This is a genomic window from Hydrotalea sandarakina, assembly GCF_003254115.1.
GTDB classification, from domain to species: domain Bacteria; phylum Bacteroidota; class Bacteroidia; order Chitinophagales; family Chitinophagaceae; genus Hydrotalea; species Hydrotalea sandarakina.
Map to the genome: position 1 here is coordinate 438,271 of NZ_QKZV01000001.1, position 21,990 is coordinate 460,260.

21 protein-coding genes are annotated in these 21,990 nt (G+C 34.2%); 10 read left to right on the forward strand and 11 right to left on the reverse strand.

Annotation, left to right across the window (positions count from 1 at the left end; translation table 11 throughout):
* Nucleotides 1–2: 2 nt before the first annotated feature.
* The 3 genes from LX80_RS01960 to LX80_RS01970 are packed head-to-tail and all read left to right on the forward strand — an operon-like array spanning nt 3 to nt 2,636.
* Nucleotides 3–1,127 (forward strand): glycosyltransferase, encoded by a 1,125-nt coding sequence (locus tag LX80_RS01960; RefSeq protein ID WP_111293344.1) that lies wholly within the window; start codon nt 3–5, stop codon nt 1,125–1,127.
* Nucleotides 1,117–2,034 (forward strand): glycosyltransferase family 2 protein, encoded by a 918-nt coding sequence (locus LX80_RS01965; RefSeq protein WP_111293345.1) that lies wholly within the window; start codon nt 1,117–1,119, stop codon nt 2,032–2,034. The genes LX80_RS01960 and LX80_RS01965 overlap by 11 nt, the downstream gene beginning before the upstream one ends.
* Before the next feature lie 2 nt (nt 2,035–2,036).
* Nucleotides 2,037–2,636 (forward strand): class I SAM-dependent methyltransferase, encoded by a 600-nt coding sequence (locus LX80_RS01970; protein WP_111293346.1) that lies wholly within the window; start codon nt 2,037–2,039, stop codon nt 2,634–2,636.
* Here the strand turns inward: LX80_RS01970 and LX80_RS01975 are convergent.
* Complete coding sequence (locus LX80_RS01975; protein ID WP_111293347.1) at nt 2,623–3,609, reverse strand: glycosyltransferase family protein; 987 nt, start codon at nt 3,607–3,609, stop codon at nt 2,623–2,625. The two genes, LX80_RS01970 and LX80_RS01975, sit on opposite strands and share 14 nt — an antisense overlap.
* A 6-nt stretch (nt 3,610–3,615) precedes the next feature.
* Entirely contained in the window at nt 3,616–4,341 is a 726-nt protein-coding gene (locus tag LX80_RS01980) for a class I SAM-dependent methyltransferase (RefSeq protein ID WP_111293348.1), read from the reverse strand.
* A gap of 129 nt (nt 4,342–4,470) precedes the next feature.
* Here LX80_RS01980 and LX80_RS01985 point away from each other — a divergent pair, with 129 nt between their 5' ends.
* Genes LX80_RS01985 through LX80_RS01995 form a run of 3 tightly spaced genes read left to right on the forward strand, consistent with a single transcriptional unit; the run spans nt 4,471 to nt 7,923 of the window.
* Nucleotides 4,471–5,958, forward strand: coding sequence for a lipopolysaccharide biosynthesis protein (locus LX80_RS01985; protein WP_111293349.1), 1,488 nt, complete (start codon nt 4,471–4,473; stop codon nt 5,956–5,958).
* Between the two features lie 26 nt (nt 5,959–5,984).
* Entirely contained in the window at nt 5,985–7,148 is a 1,164-nt protein-coding gene (locus tag LX80_RS01990) for a glycosyltransferase family 9 protein (RefSeq protein WP_111293350.1), read from the forward strand.
* A gap of 28 nt (nt 7,149–7,176) precedes the next feature.
* The gene (locus LX80_RS01995) at nt 7,177–7,923 is read left to right on the forward strand and encodes a TylF/MycF/NovP-related O-methyltransferase (RefSeq protein WP_111293351.1); all 747 of its coding nucleotides are present in this window, start codon (nt 7,177–7,179) and stop codon (nt 7,921–7,923) included.
* A gap of 6 nt (nt 7,924–7,929) precedes the next feature.
* Here LX80_RS01995 and LX80_RS02000 read toward each other — a convergent pair whose 3' ends face one another.
* On the reverse strand, nt 7,930–8,712 hold the full coding sequence (locus LX80_RS02000) for a glycosyltransferase (protein WP_111293352.1): 783 nt from the start codon (nt 8,710–8,712) through the stop codon (nt 7,930–7,932).
* Nucleotides 8,713–8,722: 10 nt separating this feature from the next.
* Nucleotides 8,723–9,469: a menaquinone biosynthetic enzyme MqnA/MqnD family protein gene (locus tag LX80_RS02005; protein ID WP_111293546.1), complete on the reverse strand. Its 747-nt coding sequence runs from the start codon at nt 9,467–9,469 to the stop codon at nt 8,723–8,725.
* A 143-nt stretch (nt 9,470–9,612) separates the two neighbouring features.
* On the opposite strand from LX80_RS02005, the gene purB reads away from it, so the two are divergent.
* A complete protein-coding gene (gene purB, locus LX80_RS02010) occupies nt 9,613–10,959 on the forward strand; it encodes an adenylosuccinate lyase (RefSeq protein WP_111293353.1) in 1,347 nt (448 codons plus the stop codon).
* A 131-nt stretch (nt 10,960–11,090) separates the two neighbouring features.
* Here the strand turns inward: purB and lepA are convergent, their stop codons facing one another.
* From lepA to LX80_RS02025, 3 genes are read right to left on the reverse strand one after another with little or no spacing between them, the layout of a single operon-like run.
* Nucleotides 11,091–12,875, reverse strand: coding sequence for a translation elongation factor 4 (lepA, locus tag LX80_RS02015; protein ID WP_111293354.1), 1,785 nt, complete (start codon nt 12,873–12,875; stop codon nt 11,091–11,093).
* A 58-nt stretch (nt 12,876–12,933) separates the two neighbouring features.
* Complete coding sequence (locus LX80_RS02020; protein WP_111293355.1) at nt 12,934–14,103, reverse strand: glycosyltransferase; 1,170 nt, start codon at nt 14,101–14,103, stop codon at nt 12,934–12,936.
* Between the two features lie 3 nt (nt 14,104–14,106).
* The gene (locus tag LX80_RS02025) at nt 14,107–15,375 is read right to left on the reverse strand and encodes a lipopolysaccharide biosynthesis protein (protein ID WP_170120353.1); all 1,269 of its coding nucleotides are present in this window, start codon (nt 15,373–15,375) and stop codon (nt 14,107–14,109) included.
* A gap of 108 nt (nt 15,376–15,483) precedes the next feature.
* Here LX80_RS02025 and LX80_RS02030 point away from each other — a divergent pair, with 108 nt between their 5' ends.
* Nucleotides 15,484–16,455: an ion channel gene (locus LX80_RS02030; RefSeq protein WP_111293357.1), complete on the forward strand. Its 972-nt coding sequence runs from the start codon at nt 15,484–15,486 to the stop codon at nt 16,453–16,455.
* 4 nt (nt 16,456–16,459) lie between these two features.
* Here the strand turns inward: LX80_RS02030 and LX80_RS02035 are convergent, their stop codons facing one another.
* From LX80_RS02035 to LX80_RS02050, 4 genes are read right to left on the reverse strand one after another with little or no spacing between them, the layout of a single operon-like run.
* Nucleotides 16,460–16,933, reverse strand: a complete 474-nt coding sequence (locus LX80_RS02035; RefSeq protein WP_111293358.1) for a hemerythrin domain-containing protein — start codon at nt 16,931–16,933, stop codon at nt 16,460–16,462.
* Nucleotides 16,933–17,694, reverse strand: coding sequence for a triose-phosphate isomerase (tpiA, locus tag LX80_RS02040; RefSeq protein ID WP_111293359.1), 762 nt, complete (start codon nt 17,692–17,694; stop codon nt 16,933–16,935). The genes LX80_RS02035 and tpiA overlap by 1 nt, the downstream gene beginning before the upstream one ends.
* A 29-nt stretch (nt 17,695–17,723) precedes the next feature.
* Entirely contained in the window at nt 17,724–18,899 is a 1,176-nt protein-coding gene (locus tag LX80_RS02045; RefSeq protein ID WP_111293360.1) for a putative sugar nucleotidyl transferase, read from the reverse strand.
* Between the two features lie 8 nt (nt 18,900–18,907).
* Nucleotides 18,908–19,918: a class 1 isoprenoid biosynthesis enzyme gene (locus tag LX80_RS02050; protein WP_111293361.1), complete on the reverse strand. Its 1,011-nt coding sequence runs from the start codon at nt 19,916–19,918 to the stop codon at nt 18,908–18,910.
* Nucleotides 19,919–20,034: 116 nt separating this feature from the next.
* Between LX80_RS02050 and pruA the strand changes: the two genes are divergently transcribed.
* Nucleotides 20,035–21,666, forward strand: coding sequence for an L-glutamate gamma-semialdehyde dehydrogenase (gene pruA, locus LX80_RS02055; protein ID WP_111293547.1), 1,632 nt, complete (start codon nt 20,035–20,037; stop codon nt 21,664–21,666).
* Between the two features lie 126 nt (nt 21,667–21,792).
* Nucleotides 21,793–21,990 (forward strand): hypothetical protein, encoded by a 198-nt coding sequence (locus LX80_RS02060; RefSeq protein WP_111293362.1) that lies wholly within the window; start codon nt 21,793–21,795, stop codon nt 21,988–21,990.

Consider the following 21,990-nt stretch of genomic DNA (forward strand, 5'->3'; position numbering starts at 1 on the left):
GTATGCGAATACTAGCTATTGTTTCTTACAAAGTATTCCCGGCAGAAATGGGTGGGCAAAAAGGGATTGTAGATTTTTATAAATCTTTAGCTCATTTTGATGAAATATTCATTGCTTGTGCAGAGAATAATAATTGGAATGATATCCCATTCGAACATAAATACAACCAATTATATGTTCAAGGTAGAGGCATTGCCAACTTAATAAAAGTACCTGCGCTTATTCAATATATTAAAAGAAACAACATTCAAGCAATCATTATTGAGCATTCGTATTGGGGATGGTTAGGTTATTTATTACATATTTTCACCGGCTTACCTTACATTATTCACTCTCACAATATTGAAGGCTTTCGATTTAAATTATTGAACCGCAGCTATTGGAAATTATATTTAAAGTACGAAAAATGGATGCATCAACTATGTACTTATAATTTTTTTAAGTGCGAAGAAGATGCAGACTATGCAATAAAGCATTGGAAATTGCATCCTTCAAAATTGGCTATTGTTCGTTATGGAACATTTCAGCAATTTCCACCTTCTACATCAGAAAAAAATAAAGCTCGCAAAGCTATTTGCAGCAAATACAATATTGCTGAAAATAATTGTTTGTTGTTGTTTAATGGTACCCTTAACTATGCACCCAACATTGAAGCACTACAAAATATCATTCATTATGTAATACCATTGCTTCGCCATAAGCAATTCAATTTTACCCTTATTATTTGCGGTACTGCATTACCCACTTTTTTAAAAGATGCATTTGAACCAATTGCTGAAATAAAATACATAGGTTTTGTAAGAAATATAGACGAAATGAATTTGGGCGTTGATGCATTCATTCATCCGGGAACAATGGCAACAGGTATTAAAACCAAGTTAGTTGAAGCGCTTGCGCAAAATACTACAGTAATTACTACTACATCCGGCAGTAGAGGTATTCCAAACAATATTGCGCAAGAAAAGTTATGGATTGTGGCAGACAATGACATGAATGCTTTAGCTGAAGCAATTATACTAGCTACAAAATTTAATAAGGAAACCCCGAATTCTTTTTATAAAGCATTTTTTTGGGGTAATATTGCGCAAAATGCACATAGTATTTTAGAAAATTTGCATGGAAAATAATATTCAAATATCAGTTGTTATCTGTACTTACAATCGTGCTACTTATATTGAGGCAGCACTTAATAGTTTAGTGCATCAAACCTGCAATAAAAATTTATACGAAGTAATTGTGGTAAATAATAATTCCACAGATAATACAGAAGCTATTTGTCAATCATTTATAGCGGCACATGCCGATTATGCTTTTTATTATTTGAATGAATCCAAGCAAGGCGCCTCATATGCACGTAATACCGGTGCTGCATTGGCGAAAGGGGCTTTATTGTGTTTTATGGATGATGATGCTGTAGCAGAGCCTGATTATTTAGAAAAAATCATTGATTTTTTTAAAGCCTACCCTAATGCAGGTGGTTTAGGCGGAAGAATTATTCCGAAATATATTCCAAGTGAACCTAAGTGGATGAGTTACTATGTATCATCATTAGTGGGCAATTTTGATTATAGCTCGGAAATATGTGTATTTGCCCCGGGAAAATATCCGCTAGAGTCAAATATGATTATTCGAACTGATGACTTTAAGTTGGTAGGTGGTTTTAATGAAATGTTACCCGGTGTTGTTGGAACGGTGCGTATTGGTGGTGAAGGAAAAGATTTTTTTTACAAACTGCAGGCATTAGGCAAACAAATTTATTATCATCCACAAATCATTGTTCACCATATTGTTGAAGTAAAAAAACTTACAAAAGAATATATGTATCGTGTGGCCAGTGGCATTGGCCGTGGTGAACGAAGAAGAGTTTTAGCCATTAGTCGTTGGGCTTTTGTTAAAAAAAATATTGAATATACATTTAAATTAGCTGCATCGGTTATTTTAGCAATTAAATACACATTTCAGGGACATCCTGCAAAAGCATGGCCGGTTATTCAATTTAGAATTGATGCATTTAAAGGCCTTTTAAACTACTAAGCATGAATTTTGAAACATTTGTTAATAGAAAAATTAAAGGCACTTTAACGCGTTTGTTTGGTATTCAATTTAATTATACTTCTGAAACCAGTAAAGTTAGAAAGTGGGTATTACCTTATTGCGAAGGTAAAGGATGCGATATTGGTTTTGGTGGTGATAAAATTAAAAAAACTGAATGTGATGGCATTGATTATCCACAGCCTTATGCCCATGCCGGAAAAGATAAAGTAGATATACCTTGCGATGTAATTAATGATGAAATTCCGGTTGCTGATAATACATATGATTATGTGTACAGTAGTCATTTAATTGAAGATGTACCTAATACGGCAATGGTATTGCGTAAGTTTATCAGAATTTTAAAAAGCGGTGGGAATTTAATTTTGGTTTTTCCCGATCAACCTAAATATGAGGCAATATGCAAACGTATTGGCCAACCTATGAATCCATATCACGTTCATGCCGATATGGGTTATGATTTTATGCTACAACAACTAAATAGTCTTTCCGATATAAAATACAAAGTACTTTTTAGCAGTAATTGTGAAATAGACTACAATGTAGTGATGGTTTTACAAATTCAAAAGATTATGCATTCGTAATTTTAATACCTAAAGGTTTTAATATTTTATTCGTAAAAGCCATTAATCCGGTTGATTTTTTTTCTGCTTTAGCATAGGCACATTGCAAATGAATGTATTGTGCGTAGCCATTTTCATATACCTTATTTCGGTAAGCTTCTAACAACTTATTTAAAACCGGTAGTTGCAAAAGGTTAAACCTGGTTTGATGTCTTGATAAGATTTGTGGGGTTTCAAATTTATAACCACTGATGTGCAAAAAAACAAGCGGTTCTTGATTATTCACCCATACTTGATTGTTATTGAGCGCCAAACTTCTTTCATGTAAATTCCAATATGCTACATTATAACCTTTATGGCTTATTATGGCAATTTTTTCGAAAAAAAGTGGAACTAAGTTTAACCAATTTTGATCAACAGCCATGCCTTCGGCAAAATTATAAAAACATTGATTGGTTAACCGTTCAGCCCACCATTGCAAGAAATTATCGGTAATACTGTGTTGCTTCATGGCAATAAATCCGGCATTGTAAATGCCGGATCTTAAAACATCACGTTCCATCGGCAAGGCACCATCGTTAATTGGTGTAAAAAAATGCGGCGTAATGGCTATTGCATTTTCATTTAAAATTTGTTCAGCTTCGCTCGGCGATTGATAAAAATAAATATCTGCATCAACATAAAGTAAAATATCAGGGTATTCAGTATTAAAAATATATTGCGCAATGAAAGGTTTTAAAGCGCAATTCAGTTCAATTAAATTATATTGAATACTCATTGCATCAAAATTTGGAATTGCCAACGATTCCACTTCAACAATGCGATGAGGTAAGAAATCCTCTTGTTTAAAGCGTTGATTATTTTTATCAGCCAACCCAATAATTACGGTATAATCAGGTGCATGTTGTATTAAACTATCGGCCATAGTTTTTGCATAAGCTAAATGGTTAGCCGAGCAAACTGTAAATGCCATTTTCTTTAAGCCGTTTTCCATGAATTGTTATTGTTTAAAACAGTCTTCAATTTTTTCCGCTACAATAATTGTGTTCAAAAAAAGCCGTTTATTTACCGGCCATAATTTTTCTGTTGCAATAAATAATAAATTAAAAAAGGGTATCATTACTTGCCGCACCATTTTCTTAAAAAAATTGAATTTTGATAAAATAAAAACACGATTCAACCAATCGTCGTGTAAATACACCATGAACATCTGATGTAAAGCGGCAGTAGCATGACCATTTTTATCGGTTATTAAAATACGAAATCCATTTTTTTGCAATAAACTATGCAAAGCAAATTGGGTATATCGGGCATAATCAACGGGTATTTCATGTTCTTCCCATGCAAATGGGCAAGTAATTAAAATTTTAGCACCCGGCTTCAGCACACGGTTTATTTCAGGTAAAATTGCCTCTAAATTAAATACATGCTCAAAAACTTCTGAACTAAACAAACTATCGAAACTATGGGTTTCAAAGGGCAAAGTATGTCCATCATAAAAAAAATCAATTGATTCATTTTGATGGGCATGTCCTTCGCTGTCATAATCCACCCCAACATATTTATTTACATGGGCAAATAAAGTTTGGTAAGGTTTAGCGCCACATCCAAAGTCTAACAAGTTTCCGTTTAATTCAACACTGTATTGCTTAATTTTATTGTACAAACCTTTACGTATAATGTACAGCGGATGGCGAAATGATGGATTAAAGTTGTTTGAAACCATACAAAAATCAATACAGTTAAGTTGGCAAGATAATTTGTTTTGAATAAATATATAGGGCCTAAACCGTTTATTTGTTAACCGAATACATAAATTTGGCGCTTAATATAGCTTTTACCTGCATTCATTATTATGGGTAGTATACGGCACCAAACTATTGTTTCAAGCATATTAGTGTACCTGGGCTTTCTGGTGGGTGCACTAAACACATACTTTTATGTAACCAATGGTTCATTTACTCCCGAACAATTTGGATTAACACGCATTTTTTTTGATTTTGGGCAGAATATGTACATATTTTCCAGTTTAGGCATTATTCCTGTTATTTATAAATTCTACCCATATTATAAAGACAATTTGCCTGCTCAAAAAATTGATATTGTTACTTGGGCAATGGGCACTGCATTAACCGGTTTTATTATTTTGTTGGTAGCAGGTTTTTATTTTCAACCTTTAATTGTACATGCCTACCAGCAAAAGTCACCACTAATTGTTGATTTTTATTACCTGATGTTTCCCTTCGCTTTAGGCATGCTGCTTTTTTCAGTTTTAGAAGCTTATTGTTGGGCCATACATCAAACTATTATTTCCAACTTTTTAAAAGAAACCGTAATGCGCATTGTGACTACGGTTTTTATCTTATTATTTTATTTCAAAATAATTTCATTTAACACATTTGTATGGTTGTTTACCTTTTTATATGCATTCATATTTATTGTGTTGGTGGTGTATTTACGCAGAAGAAAACAATTGTATTTTCCATTTCAAATAAGCCGCGTAACCAAAAAGTTTCGCAAAAAAATGTTAAGCATGCAAGCTTTTATTTTTGGTGGAACCTTAATAAGCTCTATTGCTGCAACGGTTGATAGTGTATTTATTGCACATTTTCAGGATTTAGTTTCGGTAGGTATTTTTGGACTATCACAATATGCGGCTAATTTGGTACAAGTGCCCCAACGTAGTATTCAAGCTATTGCAACGGGCTATTTGGCCAAAGCCTGGAAGGATAAAGATTACAAGGAAATTAACCGAATCTATGTTCGGTCGTGTATTAATTTGCTACTATTAGCGCTTTTTATATTTGGCAATATTTGGCTCAATGTATCGCAAGGTATGGAAGTATTGCATGTGCAAAACAAATACCAATCGGGTTTAGGTGTATTATTTATTTTAGGTATGGCTCGAATTATAGATGCAGGAACCGGTGTAAATAATGTGTTAATTAACACCTCAACCTATTGGAAATTTGATTTCAATTCCGGCGTTATCTTATTAACGCTGCGCCTTCCATTAACCTGGTTTTTAATAAAACATTATGGCATTATAGGCTCTGCCATTGGTGAATTGGCTTCCTACACAATTTATAATTTCATACGATTTGAATTTTTACGAAGAAAGTTTCAAATGCAACCCTTTAACGGCAAAACGGTATTAGCTATTTTATTGGGTTTCGCAGCTTTTTTTACTAGCTTTTTTTTGTTTAACCACCTGAATGGATGGACTGGGATTATATTTCGCTCGGCAATTTTTTCTATTCTGTTCATAGTTGGTATATTTATATTCAAATTAACACCCGATGCACATCAGCTTTTTGAAAAGTGGATGCGAAAAAATAAATAACCTAACCTGGTAAAACCTAAAATGCCATGCTTAATTTTTTAAAAGGATTGGTATATGACCTGGTTTTAATACTTGCCATTACCGGACGAAGAAAAAAAAATACAACCCCTAAAGCACTAATAGTACGTACAGATGAGATTGGTGATTTTGTTTTATGGCAATCTTTTATTGCGGAAATGGTGCAATGTAATTTGTTGCAGAATTATGCTGTTGATTTTGTTGGCAATACTTCGGTAAGAACACTTTTTAACCTGCAAGCAAAAAATTATTTTTCCAATAGCATTTGGTTGCATAAAAATGCATTTAAAACCAATATGTTTTACAGATACAAGTTTTTGCGAAGTATTTATTTGGAAAAATATGACATTGTAATAAACCCTATATATAGTCGTGCTAAAAGAATTGATGATAGTATAGTAAAAGCAGCCAAAGCTAAGAATACTTATGGGATGTATAGAAATAAACAGAATTATGCAACATATGAACAGTTGTATGATTTTAGATTATACAAACATTTAATGCCCGAAATGCAAAAACCGGTATTTGAGTTTTATAGAAACAAAGCATTTACTGAATTTGTAACAGGTAAAACCAGTGAAGTATTTAAACCAACTTTCCCCATCAATATAATACACTCAGATGTTACTTCGCGAATTTATCACGATTACTTTGTTATATTTCCGGGTTCACGCCATGAGAAAAGAATTTGGCCAACCGAAAATTTTGTTGAAGTAAGTAATTATTTATATGAACGCTTTAATTGGATGGCAATAGTTTGTGGTTCAAGAAACGACTTACATTACAGCCGATCATTTGTAAAGCAATATAACCATCCGCTTAAAGATTTAACCAACAAAACTACCTTGCCGGAATTATTATTAGTTTTAAAAAATGCCAAATGTTTAATTAGTGTTGATACAGGTGCCATACACTTGGCAGCGCTTGTAAACTGCACCACATTTGGCGTTTTCAATGGATCGCAATACGGCCGATTTGCACCGTATCCTGAAACAATCAGTAACAATATTGTAGCTGTTTATCCACATACAATAGATGATGCAATTCAAAAAAATGATGTAAGAATCATGAAAAAATTAGAATATGTAGTGAACATTCCTTATGCCGATGTAACCGCAATTAAGATGATTACTACCATAAAAAAATTTTTCGATACCCATCCCCCACATTAACTTGCATCCATTCAACACAAAGTAGAAAATGATTTTTAAACCCATTAAAGCTTTCAAAGTATTATTTGGTTTAGAGGCTAAACAATCTCCTTACCCATTAGATTTTGAACCCTTTCACATACAAATTATTGAAAAAGTAAGACCTTACACTATGACCAGCAATGAACGGTTGTTTGGTCTTATTGAGGCTGTTAAATATGTTATTCAACATAATATTCCCGGTGACTTTGTAGAATGTGGCGTTTGGAAAGGTGGCAGTATGATGGCTATTGCAGAAACTTTATTGCAATTAGGTGTAAATAACAGACAGCTTTATTTATATGATACTTTTTCAGGCATGACGCCACCAACTGAAGAAGATAAAGACTCATTGAATAGAAATGCGGCAGATCAATTACAGAATGAAGCCAACAACAAATCGGAAAGTGTTGTATGGGCTTATTCAACATTAGATGAGGTAAAAAAGAATTTGGCTAATGTTGCTTATCCATCAGCAAATATTCATTTTATAGAAGGCGATATTTTGCAAACTATTCCCAAACATATACCCGATCAAATTGCGCTACTAAGATTAGATACAGATTGGTATGCCTCAACCCGGCATGAAATGATACACCTTTATCCATTATTAAATAAAAACGGTGTTTTAATTATTGATGATTATGGTTTTTGGAAGGGTTCACGGCAGGCCGTTGACGAATACATTATTGAGCAAAATATTCAAATATTGTTGAACAGAATGGATGATACCGGCAGGATTGCCATCAAAATGTAATCTTCATCAGTGGTTTTCTAAACCTAATTTCTTCTTTACAAGAAATAAAAATTTTCCAACCCTTGTTTGCAGTAATAAATACAGCATTTTTAAACGCCATTGCCATAAACGACATTTAAGTGAAAAGCCGAAATGGCTTTCATAAATAACAATATTTTCTTTCAAAGAGGCTAAGTATTGTGTTGAGCTAATGCCTGTATCGTCAAACTTTGTTACAGGGGCATTATAAAAGGCATAAGGTTCATCTTTAATTTTGCAAAGCATGTCATAGTCCATTCCAATTTTGTATTGCATATTAAAATAACCACAACGTTCATATACTTCTTTTTTCACAAACCAAGTTGGGTGTGCAATGCTTCGCATACCTCTGTATAATTTTTTTGCATCAAAAGGCTTACCAACGGTAACCCAATGTTGTGCACGCTTTAAAATAATCTTTCCGCTCATCCAACTAATGTTGGGATGGGCATTTAAAAAATTATTTATCTGTGAAAAAACATTCTTATCTGCATAAATATCGCCGGAATTTAATAAATGAATAAACCCTTCTGGAGCATGTTGAACGCCTTTATTAAATGCATCGGCAATGCCATTATCCGGCTCATTTATCCATTGGCGATATACAGGCTGTTGGGTTTCAGAAAGCCAATTGGCAATATCATTGTTAGTAGAACCATTAATAATTAAATGACAAAAAGGTGCATTAGTTTGTTCATCTACTGAAGCGCAGGTTTTTTGAAGATCTGCTAAATTATTGTAACAGATGGTTACTACAGTAATAATGGCCATGCAGAAATGGTTAAACGGTTTTGAGTAAAGATAGAAATAGTTCCAAACCTTTCCTTTTATTATCCGTCAATTCATAGCTGATATTTTGTGTGTAGTAGGTATGCAGGTTATATGTGCTATAATTTAACTGAGCCAAAACTTCATTTAAATGCTCAATGCCCAAAGCATTAGCCTTGTTAAATTCAGCAATAAAATTTTCATTTAATGGTTTATTGGCAATCCATGCTGCAAAAACAAATGGCAATCCGGTCATTTTTATCCAATTCCCTGCCAAATCATAAATAAATGGTGAAATTTTTCTTTGTTCTAATGCCCTATCGCCAATTACAACCCCGGCGGTAGTACCTTTTATTTGCGCTCTGAAATCAACGCCGCCATCTACAAAAATCACCTCTTTTTTCCAGTAATGTTTCAACAATACTTTTGCTAAATTAACAGAAGTTCGGCTCTGGTAATCGAGCAGAACATGGGTAATTTCTTCAATGGGTTTTTCACTGAAAAGACAAACAGAGGCAACATCATTTTCCGCACCAATGCAATAATCAGTAATAATATAAGAAGCCTTCATTTTGGGTATAACCGCAACAGGAATCAGGCCTACATCAATTTCATCGTTTAATAGCATATTGGCAATACTTGCAGGATAATCCTCAATCAATGCTATTTGTTCTAACAGTGCTGCATTCTTTTTTACACCATATAATAATGGCTTGGTATTTAAATAACTTACAGCCCCAACTCTTATTCTCTTGTCCAATTCGTTTACTTTTGCATGCAAAGAAAAGAAAATTCACTGTTTTAACAGATATATGTTTTAAAGTGAATGATTATTTGAACGATTAACTGTAACAAACCCAATAAAACTTAAAAAACATTTTTCAACCGGAAAACTATTTTTACATGGAACTTACTTCACTTACCGCTGTTTCACCAATTGATGGACGTTATAGAAAACAAACGGCTTCATTGGATAATTATTTCTCGGAATTTGCTTTAATGAAATACCGCGTACAAGTAGAAGTAGCTTATTTCATATTTCTTGCACAAAAAAAATTTTTTAAGTTACCCGCAGCACAACAAAAGAAAATACAGAATATAGCTGATTCGTTTAGTTTAGCTGATGCTAATCATATTAAAGCGTTAGAGGCTACTACCAATCATGATGTAAAAGCGGTTGAATATTTTATAAAAGAACAATTAGATAAAATAGGTGCAAGTGCGTTAAAAGAATGGGTACATTTTGGTTTAACATCGCAAGACGTGAATAATACTGCAATTCCCTTAAGTTGGAAAGATTGTATGGAACTGGAATATTTGCCGGCATTATTCAACTTAAAACAGCAGATAAAACAGCAGGCACAACAATGGAAAAAAATTTCAATGCTGGCTCGCACTCACGGGCAACCTGCCTCACCTACTACTTTGGGTAAAGAATGGATGGTTTTTGTAGAACGTATAGATAGTCAAATTGCACTATTTACGCAAATTCCTTATACTGCTAAATTTGGTGGTGCTACCGGTAATTTTAATGCGCATGTTGTGGCATTCCCTCATAAAAACTGGATTCAACTGGGGAATGAATTTGTTGATAAAAAATTGGGCTTGCAGCGTCAACAGTTTACCACCCAAATTGAACATTACGATTGTTTGGCTGCTCATTTAGATGCCATACAACGCATTAATAACATATTAATAGATTTCTGTAGAGATGTTTGGACATACATTAGTTTAGATTACTTTAAACAAAAAACAAAACAAGGTGAAGTTGGCTCGTCTGCAATGCCCCATAAAGTAAATCCTATTGATTTTGAAAATGCGGAAGGTAATTTAGGAATGGCTAATGCTATAGCCAACCATTTAGCGAATAAATTACCCATTTCACGTTTGCAGCGCGATTTAACTGATTCAACAGTATTAAGAAATTTAGGTGTACCTATTGCGCATACCATGATTGCCCTTCAGTCAATTGCCAAAGGAATGAGTAAGTTGGTATTGAATGAGGCAAAATTAGCTAGCGATTTAGATGCCAATTGGGCTGTTGTTGCTGAAGCTATTCAAACCATTTTACGAAGAGAAAATTATCCCAACCCTTATGAAGCCTTAAAGGCTTTAACACGAGGAAAAGAAGGGATTAATCAGAAAACCTTGCATCAATTTATTGACGAATTAAAAATTTCGGCAGCATTAAAAAAGCAATTGAAGTCTATCACCCCACATAATTATATTGGTGTAGCACCTGGCTATTAGATTTTTTAAGTTCTACAATCAACCATAACATTCAAATCTTTGAATTTGGGTTTTGGGTGAAATGATTAGAAAAAGGCTGTCTTCAATGAAAGTGAAAGACAGCCTTTGCGTTTATATGAACGGAGGGATTACTAATCTATTTTCAATACAGCCAAAAAGGCCTCTTGCGGTACTTCTACATTACCAATTTGGCGCATACGTTTTTTACCTTCTTTTTGTTTTTCCAATAATTTACGCTTACGACTAATGTCACCACCATAACACTTAGCGGTTACATCTTTTCGCATGGCCGAAATGGTTTCTCTGGCTATTACTTTAGCACCAATGGCCGCTTGTATGGCAATTTGAAATTGTTGTCTGGGTAACAATTCTTTTAATTTTTCACAAAGCTTTCTACCAAAGTCTTGTGCCCTACTGCGGTGAATTAATGCACTTAAGGCATCTACTTTATCACCGTTCAATAAAATATCCATTTTCACAATATCAGCTTCGCGATAGCCAATTGGGGAATAATCGAATGAAGCATACCCACGAGTGCTGCTTTTCAGCTTATCATAAAAATCGAATACAATTTCAGTTAAAGGCATTTCAAATATTAATTCAACCCTTGTTGGGGTTAAATATGACTGGTTAATAAGAATGCCTCTTTTACCCAAACATAAGGTCATGATATTACCTATATATTCCGGTAAAGTAATAATTTGTGCTTTAATAAAAGGTTCTTCAATTCTGTCTAAACGTGTAGGATCGGGCATTTCATAAGGGTTATTCACCACTATCTTATCGCCCTTTGTAGAATATGCATGAAAACTTACGTTAGGAACGGTTGTAATTACGGTTTGATTGAATTCTCGCTCTAAACGTTCCTGAATAATTTCCATGTGTAGCAAACCCAAAAAACCGCATCGGAAACCAAAACCAAGTGCCTTGGATGTTTCCAATTCAAATGTTAGTGATGCATCATTCAACTGCAGTTTTTCCATGCATTCCCGTAATTCTTCAAAATCATCAGTATTTACGGGGTAAATACCTGCAAAAACCATGGGTTTAACTTCTTCAAAACCCTGAATCATTTCACCCGGGTTGGCGGCTAATGTTATAGTATCACCAACTTTAACTTCTTTTGCGTTTTTAATTCCGGTGATTATATAACCCACATTTCCTGCGCTCAAAGAATCTTTGGGTACCATGTTTAATTTTAAAATACCCACTTCATCAGCTATATAGTTTTGTCCGGTTGAAACAAATTGAATTTTATCTCCTTTGCGTAAAGTACCGTTCATTATTCGGAAGTAAACAATAATACCTCTAAAGCTATTGAATACACTATCAAAAATTAAGGCTTGTAAAGGGGCATTTTCATCACCTGCCGGAGGTGGAATTCTTTCAACAATAGCATTCAAAATATCTTGAATGCCTATGCCGGTTTTACCACTTGCCAACAAAATTTCTTCGGGCTTACAGCCAATTAAATCAACAATTTGGTCGGTTACTTCGGGTATCATAGCGCCATCCATATCAATTTTGTTGATAACGGGAATAATTTCCAAATCGTTGTCAATAGCCAAATAAAGGTTACTAATAGTTTGAGCCTGAATGCCTTGTGTAGCATCCACCAACAATAATGCACCTTCGCAAGCTGCTAAAGCGCGGCTAACTTCATAACTAAAATCAACGTGACCGGGGGTATCAATAAGGTTTAAAATATAATCTTCACCCTTATGATTATAGTTAATTTGAATGGCATGACTTTTTATGGTAATTCCTTTTTCACGCTCTAAATCCATATCATCCAATACCTGGTCCATCATTTCTCTCGACCCAATTGTTTGTGTTTCCTCTAACAATCGGTCAGCCAACGTACTTTTCCCGTGGTCAATATGGGCTATAATGCAAAAATTTCTGATATTCTTCATACAACTGCAAAGATATAAGGATAGCGGTCAACTAAGCAACTACCTGTATTTTTTACATTTAAATTACCTGCTTATCCAAAAAAGGTTCATATAAAGTCACTATTTGCGATGCAATTACTGGTTGTGCAAATTGCCTTACTGCAGATTTAGCTATGGCAAAACGATTGAACTTTGCATATTCTTGTAACATTTGCCTGCAAGCATTCAACAAAGCTTTTTCATCACCCGGTGGCACAATTATTCCATTATTTTCATTAATAAAATCGGCTGCACCACCGGCAGAGGATGTAATAACCGGCAATCCGCAACATAATGCTTCAAAAATGACACATGGCGCATTTTCCTGCCAACTAAACAAAACCAATGCATTGGCTTGTTGCATGTAGGCAGCAACACTTTCATAAGGTATGGCATCGGTTAAATGCACATATGCTGATAATTGTAGTTGCTCAATTTCAGCTTCAATAACCGACGATTTTGGCCCGACAATCACTAATTGCCATTGTTGAAATTCATTTTTTAAAAGTGCAAATGTTTTCAGTATTCCGGTTAAATTTTTTTGTGGCAGCAATGATGAAACATGTAAAAAAGTAAACTTATTGGATTGAGTTTCAGCTTTAAATTGGAAATATTGGGTATTCACCAAATTGGGAATAACTGTTACGGTTGATAAATTGAATATTTTTTGTATTGAATTTGCCACGGTGAATGAAACGTTGGTGACAACTGCTGCTTGTTGCATTACTTTACGTAACGCATTTTTATACCAAATAGGCTTTTGGAAATAACTATCTATTGCTGTTTTTGCATACATAGATGCATGTTCTGAAACGATATAAGGCAAGTGCATTTTTTGGCACCATTTTCTAGCAATGATACCTGCACGCATTGGGGCATGCACATGTACAATAGATGGTTTTCCATAGGCCGTTAAATACTTTTTTAAAACTTTTTTATAGCATTGTTTATAAGCACGTTGATACAAAAAAGTATTTAATTTTTTAATAGGTGTAGGCTTGAAAGTAAAATAAACAATCCATTCTTCCAGTTGCTGCTGCTTGTTGATTTCAAATTTATATTTTGAATGAATATTACTGCCTGCCTGCAAAACATGTATAACAGTAATTGGCATTAGCTCAGCAACGGCCCTGGCATTGCGTTGAATGAAATCGCCATTATAAGGTTCAAACGCATCCGGATACCAACTTGCCAACCACAATACCTGCATACTTTAGTTTTTTGTTCGAAAAATTAGCGCAAACTTTCGCCAGTCAAGCTTTTTGAAAAAAAATACATTAACGTTCATTTTTTTAAAATGATACAAAGACCATATTCCTGCAATTGCATAGGCAAATGAAGTAATAGCTGCAGCCCAATAAATATGATAGTAAGGTATAATAAGTATATTTCCTACCAAAGTAATTAATGCTGCCATCGCAGCGCCTTTTATGTTGATGGATATTTTATTCAGTCCACTAAAGTATGCTGAAAGCAAGTTTAACCCCGCCAAGAAAAACAATCCGGGCATTAAAATAAGCATAACATTAGCAACTTTCGAAAAACTATTGCCAAACACTAATGTAATAATTGCATTCCCAAACAACATCAATAGTAAAGCAACAAGAAGAAAAAAAAGAAAAAAAAGTTGAATAATTGTGTTGATGAAAACCGGAAGTTTATTATCCTGCTTCATGGCAGATGCATTAAAAATAACGGGTGCCATAAATTGAGGTATTAAAATAAATATTTGTGCTAATTTAGATGCCTGCATATAATTACCCGCATCAGTGGCTGAAGTAAATTTCTGCACAAACCAATAGTCTAATCTGTACACCAAAAAGAATAATAAATTAGCACCTAATGCTTGTAATGCATAACGATAAATAAGCTGCTTATTTTTTAGTTGTTGGTTATTAAATATTTGCTCATTTTTTATAAACACCAAAGCCATAAACAATAATAAGCCATTTATTCCTGCAAAATAGAAATAGGTTTTAAATAGCACTTGGGCATGGTTGTTATGGAAATATAAAATGCTAATAAATATAATGCATGCTATATTTCCAACTGTTTGTAACAAATTAGGTAATATGAAATGCTGTGATGCGAATAAAGCCGCCGTACAATAGTTTGTCATGAGTGTTCCGGCAATAAAAACATAAAAGCTAACGCGATAATTATGACTAACATTTTCAAAATATTGAGGAAAGAATATTTGCATTAGTATCAATAGGAATATTACACCCATTAACTGCCAAAAACTTAGGGTAATTATTTGTTTTTTTGATATAGCTTTTTGCACTGAATAATAAGTAAAAGCACTTTCTAAACTCATTCCGCCCACCAATACAATGAATGCACCAATTGCTGTAATGTAAAGTAGTACCCCAATTTCAGCAGCATTTGTAAATCGGGCTAAACAAATATTTACCAGTAAAGAACTAATTACCAAAAAAGTTCTAGCAATAATTTGTTGCATTAATTGTTTGGTAATATTCATCGATAAATAATTTGCACTTTTTAATGTACTGTAACTTTTTGTTGGTTCAAATATAAACCCGGTGTACTGCATAAATACATTATTTTCGATAATAAATTATTGGCTAACATGCTATTTTTAAAACATATTAATAAAAAGGCTAAAAGCGAAACAGATACCGGATTAAGTACCGTTAGCAGCTTGGTTGGTGGGCGAATGTTAAACAGGGATGGATCGCCTAATTTGCAGGTGAAGGGAATGCGTTTTTTTGAGCGATTAAATATTTATCATGCGCTATTATCCATGCCGCTTTGGCGTTTTTTGTTGATTGTTGTTATATTCTTTATTGTAATTAATGTTTTGTTTGCCGGTGTTTATTTATGGATTGGCCTAGAACATTTAGGCGGCATTGAAACACATTCGACCACCGAAAAATTTGGTGAAGCATTTTTCTTTAGTGCACAAACATTTACAACAGTAGGCTATGGAAGAATTAGTCCCGTCGGATTTATGGCTAGTTTTGTTGCTTCATTAGAAGCGCTTTGCGGGCTATTAAGTTTTGCCATTGCAACAGGCTTAATGTATGGACGTTTTGCTCGTCCTAAAGCCTACATTCAATATAGTGCGCATGCTTTATTTGCGCCTTTTAAAGATGGCGTTGCGCTAATGATGCGTTTAGTGCCTTACACCAAAAATTATTTAGTAAATGCAGAGGCTCGTTTTACCATATCAATGAAGGTATTTGAAGAAGGTGTTGTGAAAACGCGCTTTTTTAGTGCCGCTTTAGATATAAACAAAGCATCTACACTAATGTCTAACTGGACTTTGGTTCATCCAATTAATCATGACAGCCCGCTTTATGGACTAAAAAAAGAGGATATTGAAGCAGCAGAAACCGAGTTGTTGGTATTTTTAGAAGGATTTGATGAAAGCTTTTCTTCAACAGTTGTAACAAGAACATCCTACACTTATCGAGAATTTGTATATGGTGCCAAGTTCAAACCCATGTATCATCCATCAGAAGATGGAAACAGTACCATTTTATATTTAGATAAGTTAGATGATTACGAACCGGCTACCCTCAATATTCAATTTGTATAAATATTTACTCCCAAAAATGAATCGGATATTGCAAACAATTATGTTCTTCTTCCTGTACTAAGGCTTTTCCAATTTGTTGTAAAATGTTACTGTTGATTGTGTTTTCAATATGCGGGAATAGAATCCGTTCTTCAAAACGTACATGTTTTTCCAATAAATTCACATATTCCGTTAAAATAGCATAGGTAACATGTATTTTTATTTGGTTCATGTATTGTTGTAACGCTGTATGTTCATCTTTCATTTGCAATAAGCCGGATTGCAATACAGGATATGTATTTCCTAAAGAATACAGCAAATCCTCCTCTAATTGAAAATGATGCATTAAATCGTTTTCCCAAAAAGAAATACAAAAGTCTTTCATTACGCTATTGTCTGCCTTTTTGGCTATACCTTTTTTCAATAACAAACAAAACAATAATGCATTGTGGTGTTGCCGCGAAAGCGGCTGCATTGCCTCACTGCGTTTAATAGGCATTAATCTAACGATTGAATAATGGTAATAAATTCTTCCGCATTCAATGAAGCGCCACCTACTAAGCCCCCATCAACATCAGGTTGTGAGAATAAATCTTTTGCATTTGCAGCTTTCACACTTCCACCATACAAAATAGAAATGGTTTGAGCAATGTGATGACCATACTTTAATTCAATTTGTTGGCGAATAAAAGCATGCATATCTTGAGCTTGTTGTGTAGTAGCTGTTTTGCCGGTTCCAATAGCCCAAATGGGTTCATAGGCAATTACAATTTGTTGCAATTGATCGGCAGTTAAATGATACAACGATTGTTTTAACTGCTCGGCAACAAACTCTTTTTCTTTTCCTTCTTCCCGAATAGACAGCGGTTCACCGCAACAAAACAAAGGTTTTAAACCATGGCTTAAACATTGATCAATTTTCTTAGCTAAAACTTCGTTGGTTTCATTAAAATATTCTCTTCTTTCGCTATGGCCAATTATCACATACTGCACACCAACGGATTGTAACATAATTGCAGAAGTTTCTCCGGTATAGGCGCCTGATGTTTTATCGGAACAATTTTGTGCGGCAACAAATACGTTGTTATGCTCAGCACACTTTTTAACTGCCATAGATATATATGGGAAAGGAACAGCAAAAATAATTTCCTGGCCGGGCTTAAGCGCCAGTTTAGTATGTAGTATTTTGGTCAATAATTGATGTGCTTCATCAGCATTTAAGTTCATTTTCCAGTTAGCTGCTGCTATTTGTTTACGCATGGTTGAAAAGAATTAATTATAAAATACATTTATGTAAGTTGTTCAAAGATATGCTGTAACACTTTTATTTCCTGATTTGTAGTGGAAGAATTTTTAAAGCTTTTCCACTGCTGAATTTCTTTTAAAGCCTGTTCAATGGAATACTTTTTTTCAATGCCAAATGAAAAATGTGGGAAATGACGCGGCAATAAACCTGCTCCAAATACATTGCAAGCAATGCCGATAGCTGTTGCAGTGTTAATAGACGCATTAATGGCAATACGGGTATAATCGCCCATTAACACACCACATTTTTGCACAGGGGTACTGTACTTTTTTAGGCTATCATTCCAAACAGTAACCTGTTCACCACTATTTTTTATATTACTGTTACTGGCACCGGCCCCAATATTACACCAGTTGCCAATAATACTATCGCCTAAATATCCATGATGTGCTTTATTACTAAAATCCATGATTATACTATTTTTTACTTCCCCCCCTACTGTGCAATTATTACCTATGCATGTTCCGCCATAAATTGTTGATCCCATTTTAACCACAGAATTTTTGCCAACAACAATGGGGCCACGTAAAAATGAGCCTTCCATAATTAAAGCATTATCTGCAATATATATTGGCCCATCAGCAGCATTCAGACTCACATTTTTTACTGTTGCTCCGGAAGCAATATGAATAGCTTCAGTATTTTCAACATAATTAGAAGGATGGATGATATTGTTTTGCTGTTTAGCAATAACAAATTGAAAATCGGATGCAATAATAGCAGCATTTTTAGCAAGCAAATCAATGGCAGAATTAATACAGATTAACGTTCCATTGAAAGGAATATTTTTTTCAGAGGTACTAATTGAATTTGTGTTAAAATAAGCTTTTGCTTCTTCTAAATTACCTCTATAGGCAATTTTTTCTTTTGCATAAATTAAACCCTGCTGTTTTGATAATTGTTGCAGAGAATTGATTAATTCCATATTAGGCAATACATTCGCAGCAACAAAAACAGCTTCGGGTTGTGTTGGTGGTTCATACAAAGCCGATAAATAATCAATGGTTTGAATATAAACCTTAGTACCTGTTAATTTTTCCCATCGCTCATACTGGGTATAAATGCCATACCGTAAGTCAGCGATAGAATGATTTACAGAAAAAGGATAAAATTCATCTCTCCATGTTGCATCATCAAATAAAACTATGGGTAAATTCATATGTACATTTAATTCAGTGAGTAGCCTTCTAACATAAACAAACTAATCCATCGTTTTCTGTTTTTGTATAATTCCATGTCAATCACCAAATCCTTTCTACTAAGTTCAGTAAAATTTGGAAGCTTCTTTCCATATTTTTCTGCTACTTTTTCCAATTGTTCAATAGCCAAAAAACCTAAACAATACACTGCTGCTAAGGTATAATTAAAAAAACGTTTATTTCTCGGATTGGCTTTTACTTCACGGATGGCATTCTTCAGAAGTTGTACTTGATTGTTATACGCAGTTTTAATATCTGTAACCGAATCGGAATGATTAGCAAAAGTATAAATTCCGGCACGACTGTCTTTAAATGTATCAAACAAATCATTAATCATTTGTATTATGGTGCCTAATAAATACCAACATTTTTTTTCTGCTTCACTACCCACAACTTGCAGATAGTAATAGCACATTAAAACGGCATATCCGCCTTTTCGATGGGTAATTGACAGTAACGTTTCAGTATCAATATCAGCATTAAATTGTAAAAGAGAATCTTTTTGTGCTGTAAACATATGCTCAAATAAACTCAGGTAATCGGTTTTATTATTTACCCTTGCCAATAAATAACGATGAATGGATTGAATTAACATCTCATCTAATGTTTTCGGCATATAAGCATCACCCAAAAAAGTTAGCTTTTCTATTGTTTCTACACTCATTTCATGATGATCAAAAAAATCATCATACATCGAGGCCATTACAAAATAATAAACCAACAATTTTTGTTCTTCTTGTGAAGTAAATCTTTTATGTAATTGGGTGAAAGCATCACAAACAATGGGATTATAAATTGCAAAACTTGTAATTGTTTTTTTTCTGACTTTTTCACTAACGGTATGGCAATAATTTTTTTCAATTTCTGTTATGGTAGTTTGGGCAAATTGTTTTGCCTTACGCCTACTAATGATAAAATGCGTTACTATTCTAAAAACGATTGGTAAGGATGCTATGTATGGCCTAAAATTTTTCACCATTTACAAAGAAACTATTATTTAGCATACTATTTATACTTAACATGAACAATGCCTTTTGTTACTTATTAAACAAAACAAGTTTAGTAACTTGCACTTTCATTATAAAACCAAGCACCATGAGTTTAGGCACATTTCATTATCCAATGCCGGCAAATGAACCGGTTTTACAGTATGCACCCGGTAGCAAAGAAAGGGAATTACTAAAAAAAGCAATAGCAGAATTAAAGGCACAAACAGCCGATATACCCATGTATATTGGTTCAAAAGAAGTAAAAACCAATAAAAAAATTGCTTTACATCCGCCCCATGAAATAAAACATACTTTGGGCTATTTCCATATGGGCGATGAAAAACATGTTCAACAAGCTATTGATGCTGCATTGGCTGCTAAAAATGACTGGGCAGCTATGCCTTGGGAAGACAGAGCCGGCATTTTTTTGAAAGCAGCCGATTTACTGGCAACAAAATATCGTCCTTACATTAATGCAGCTACTATGCTTGGCCAAAGCAAAAATGTTTTTCAAGCTGAAATTGATAGTGCCTGCGAATTGATTGATTTTCTACGTTTTAATGTTCATTATTTAAGTGAAATATATAAGCAACAACCCAATAGTGCGCCGGGAATGCATAATCGTATGGAATACAGGCCATTAGAAGGATTTGTGGTAGCAGTTACCCCTTTTAACTTTACGGCTATTAGCGGCAATTTACCAACTTCGGCTGCCATGTGTGGCAATGTGGTAGTATGGAAACCCGCCAATACCCAGGTATTTGCAGCACAAATGTTTATGCAAATATTGCTTGAGGCAGGATTGCCTCACGGCGTTATTAATTTAATTTATGTGGATGGGCCTGTTTTAGGTAAAATTTGTTTTAACCATCGCGATTTTGCCGGTGTACACTTTACCGGTTCAACCGGTGTATTTAACACAATGTGGGAAACAATTGGCAAAAACATGGCGAATTATAAATCTTATCCACGTATTGTTGGTGAAACCGGTGGTAAAGATTTTGTTTTAGTACATAAATCTGCCGATGTTGATGTAGCCGTTACTGCATTATTACGCGGTGCTTTTGAATATCAGGGACAAAAATGCTCTGCTGCTTCTCGTGCCTATATACCATCTAATTTGGCAGAAAAAATAAAGAAGAAATTAATAGCGGGGGTAAATAGTTTTAAAATGGGATCGGTAGAAGATTTCTCCAATTTTATTAATGCTGTTATTGATGAAAGAAGTTTTGATAAAATCAAAGCTTACATTGATGGCGCTAAGCGTTCAAAAAAAGCAAGTATTTTAGTGGGCGGGGAATGCAGCAAAAAAGAAGGATATTTTATTCAGCCTACCATTATATTGGCAGAAGATCCCAAGTATGTTACTTTATGTGAAGAAATTTTTGGCCCCGTACTTACTTTGTATGTATATCCTGCCAATGAATTTGAAGAAGTATTGGAATTAGTTGACACCACTTCACCTTATGCACTAACCGGTTCTATTATTGCTAAAGATCGCTCTGCCATTGTACTGGCAACTGAACGATTAAGAAATGCTGCCGGTAATTTTTACATTAATGATAAACCCACCGGTGCAGTAGTTGGTCAGCAACCCTTTGGCGGTGCAAGGGCAAGTGGTACAAATGATAAAGCGGGAAGTATTTTAAACTTATATCGCTGGTTAAGTGCCCGTACTATAAAGGAAACATTTAACCCACCGGTTGATTACGGATATCCATTTATGCAGGAACCCTAATCACTAATCAATTTATCTTTATTGCAAAAGCAGCTTTAAATAAGCTGCTTTTTTTATCTTTGAACGTAATAACTGTCTTTTTAAAACAGATAAAAACATTGTAACTTTAAGCAATAATAGTACATTATGGAAAATACTTCTTCTAAAAAATTAAATGAATTACATCAACAATCTGTTGAAGCAGTGAATGATATTTTAAAAGAAAAAAAAGATAAACTTTCTAACGAACAACATGCTGCTTTGCATGAAGCTCATAACGAATGGCAAGTGGCCTGGAACAAACTGTTAAATGCACTAATGGTAATTGACAAATTAGAGATATAA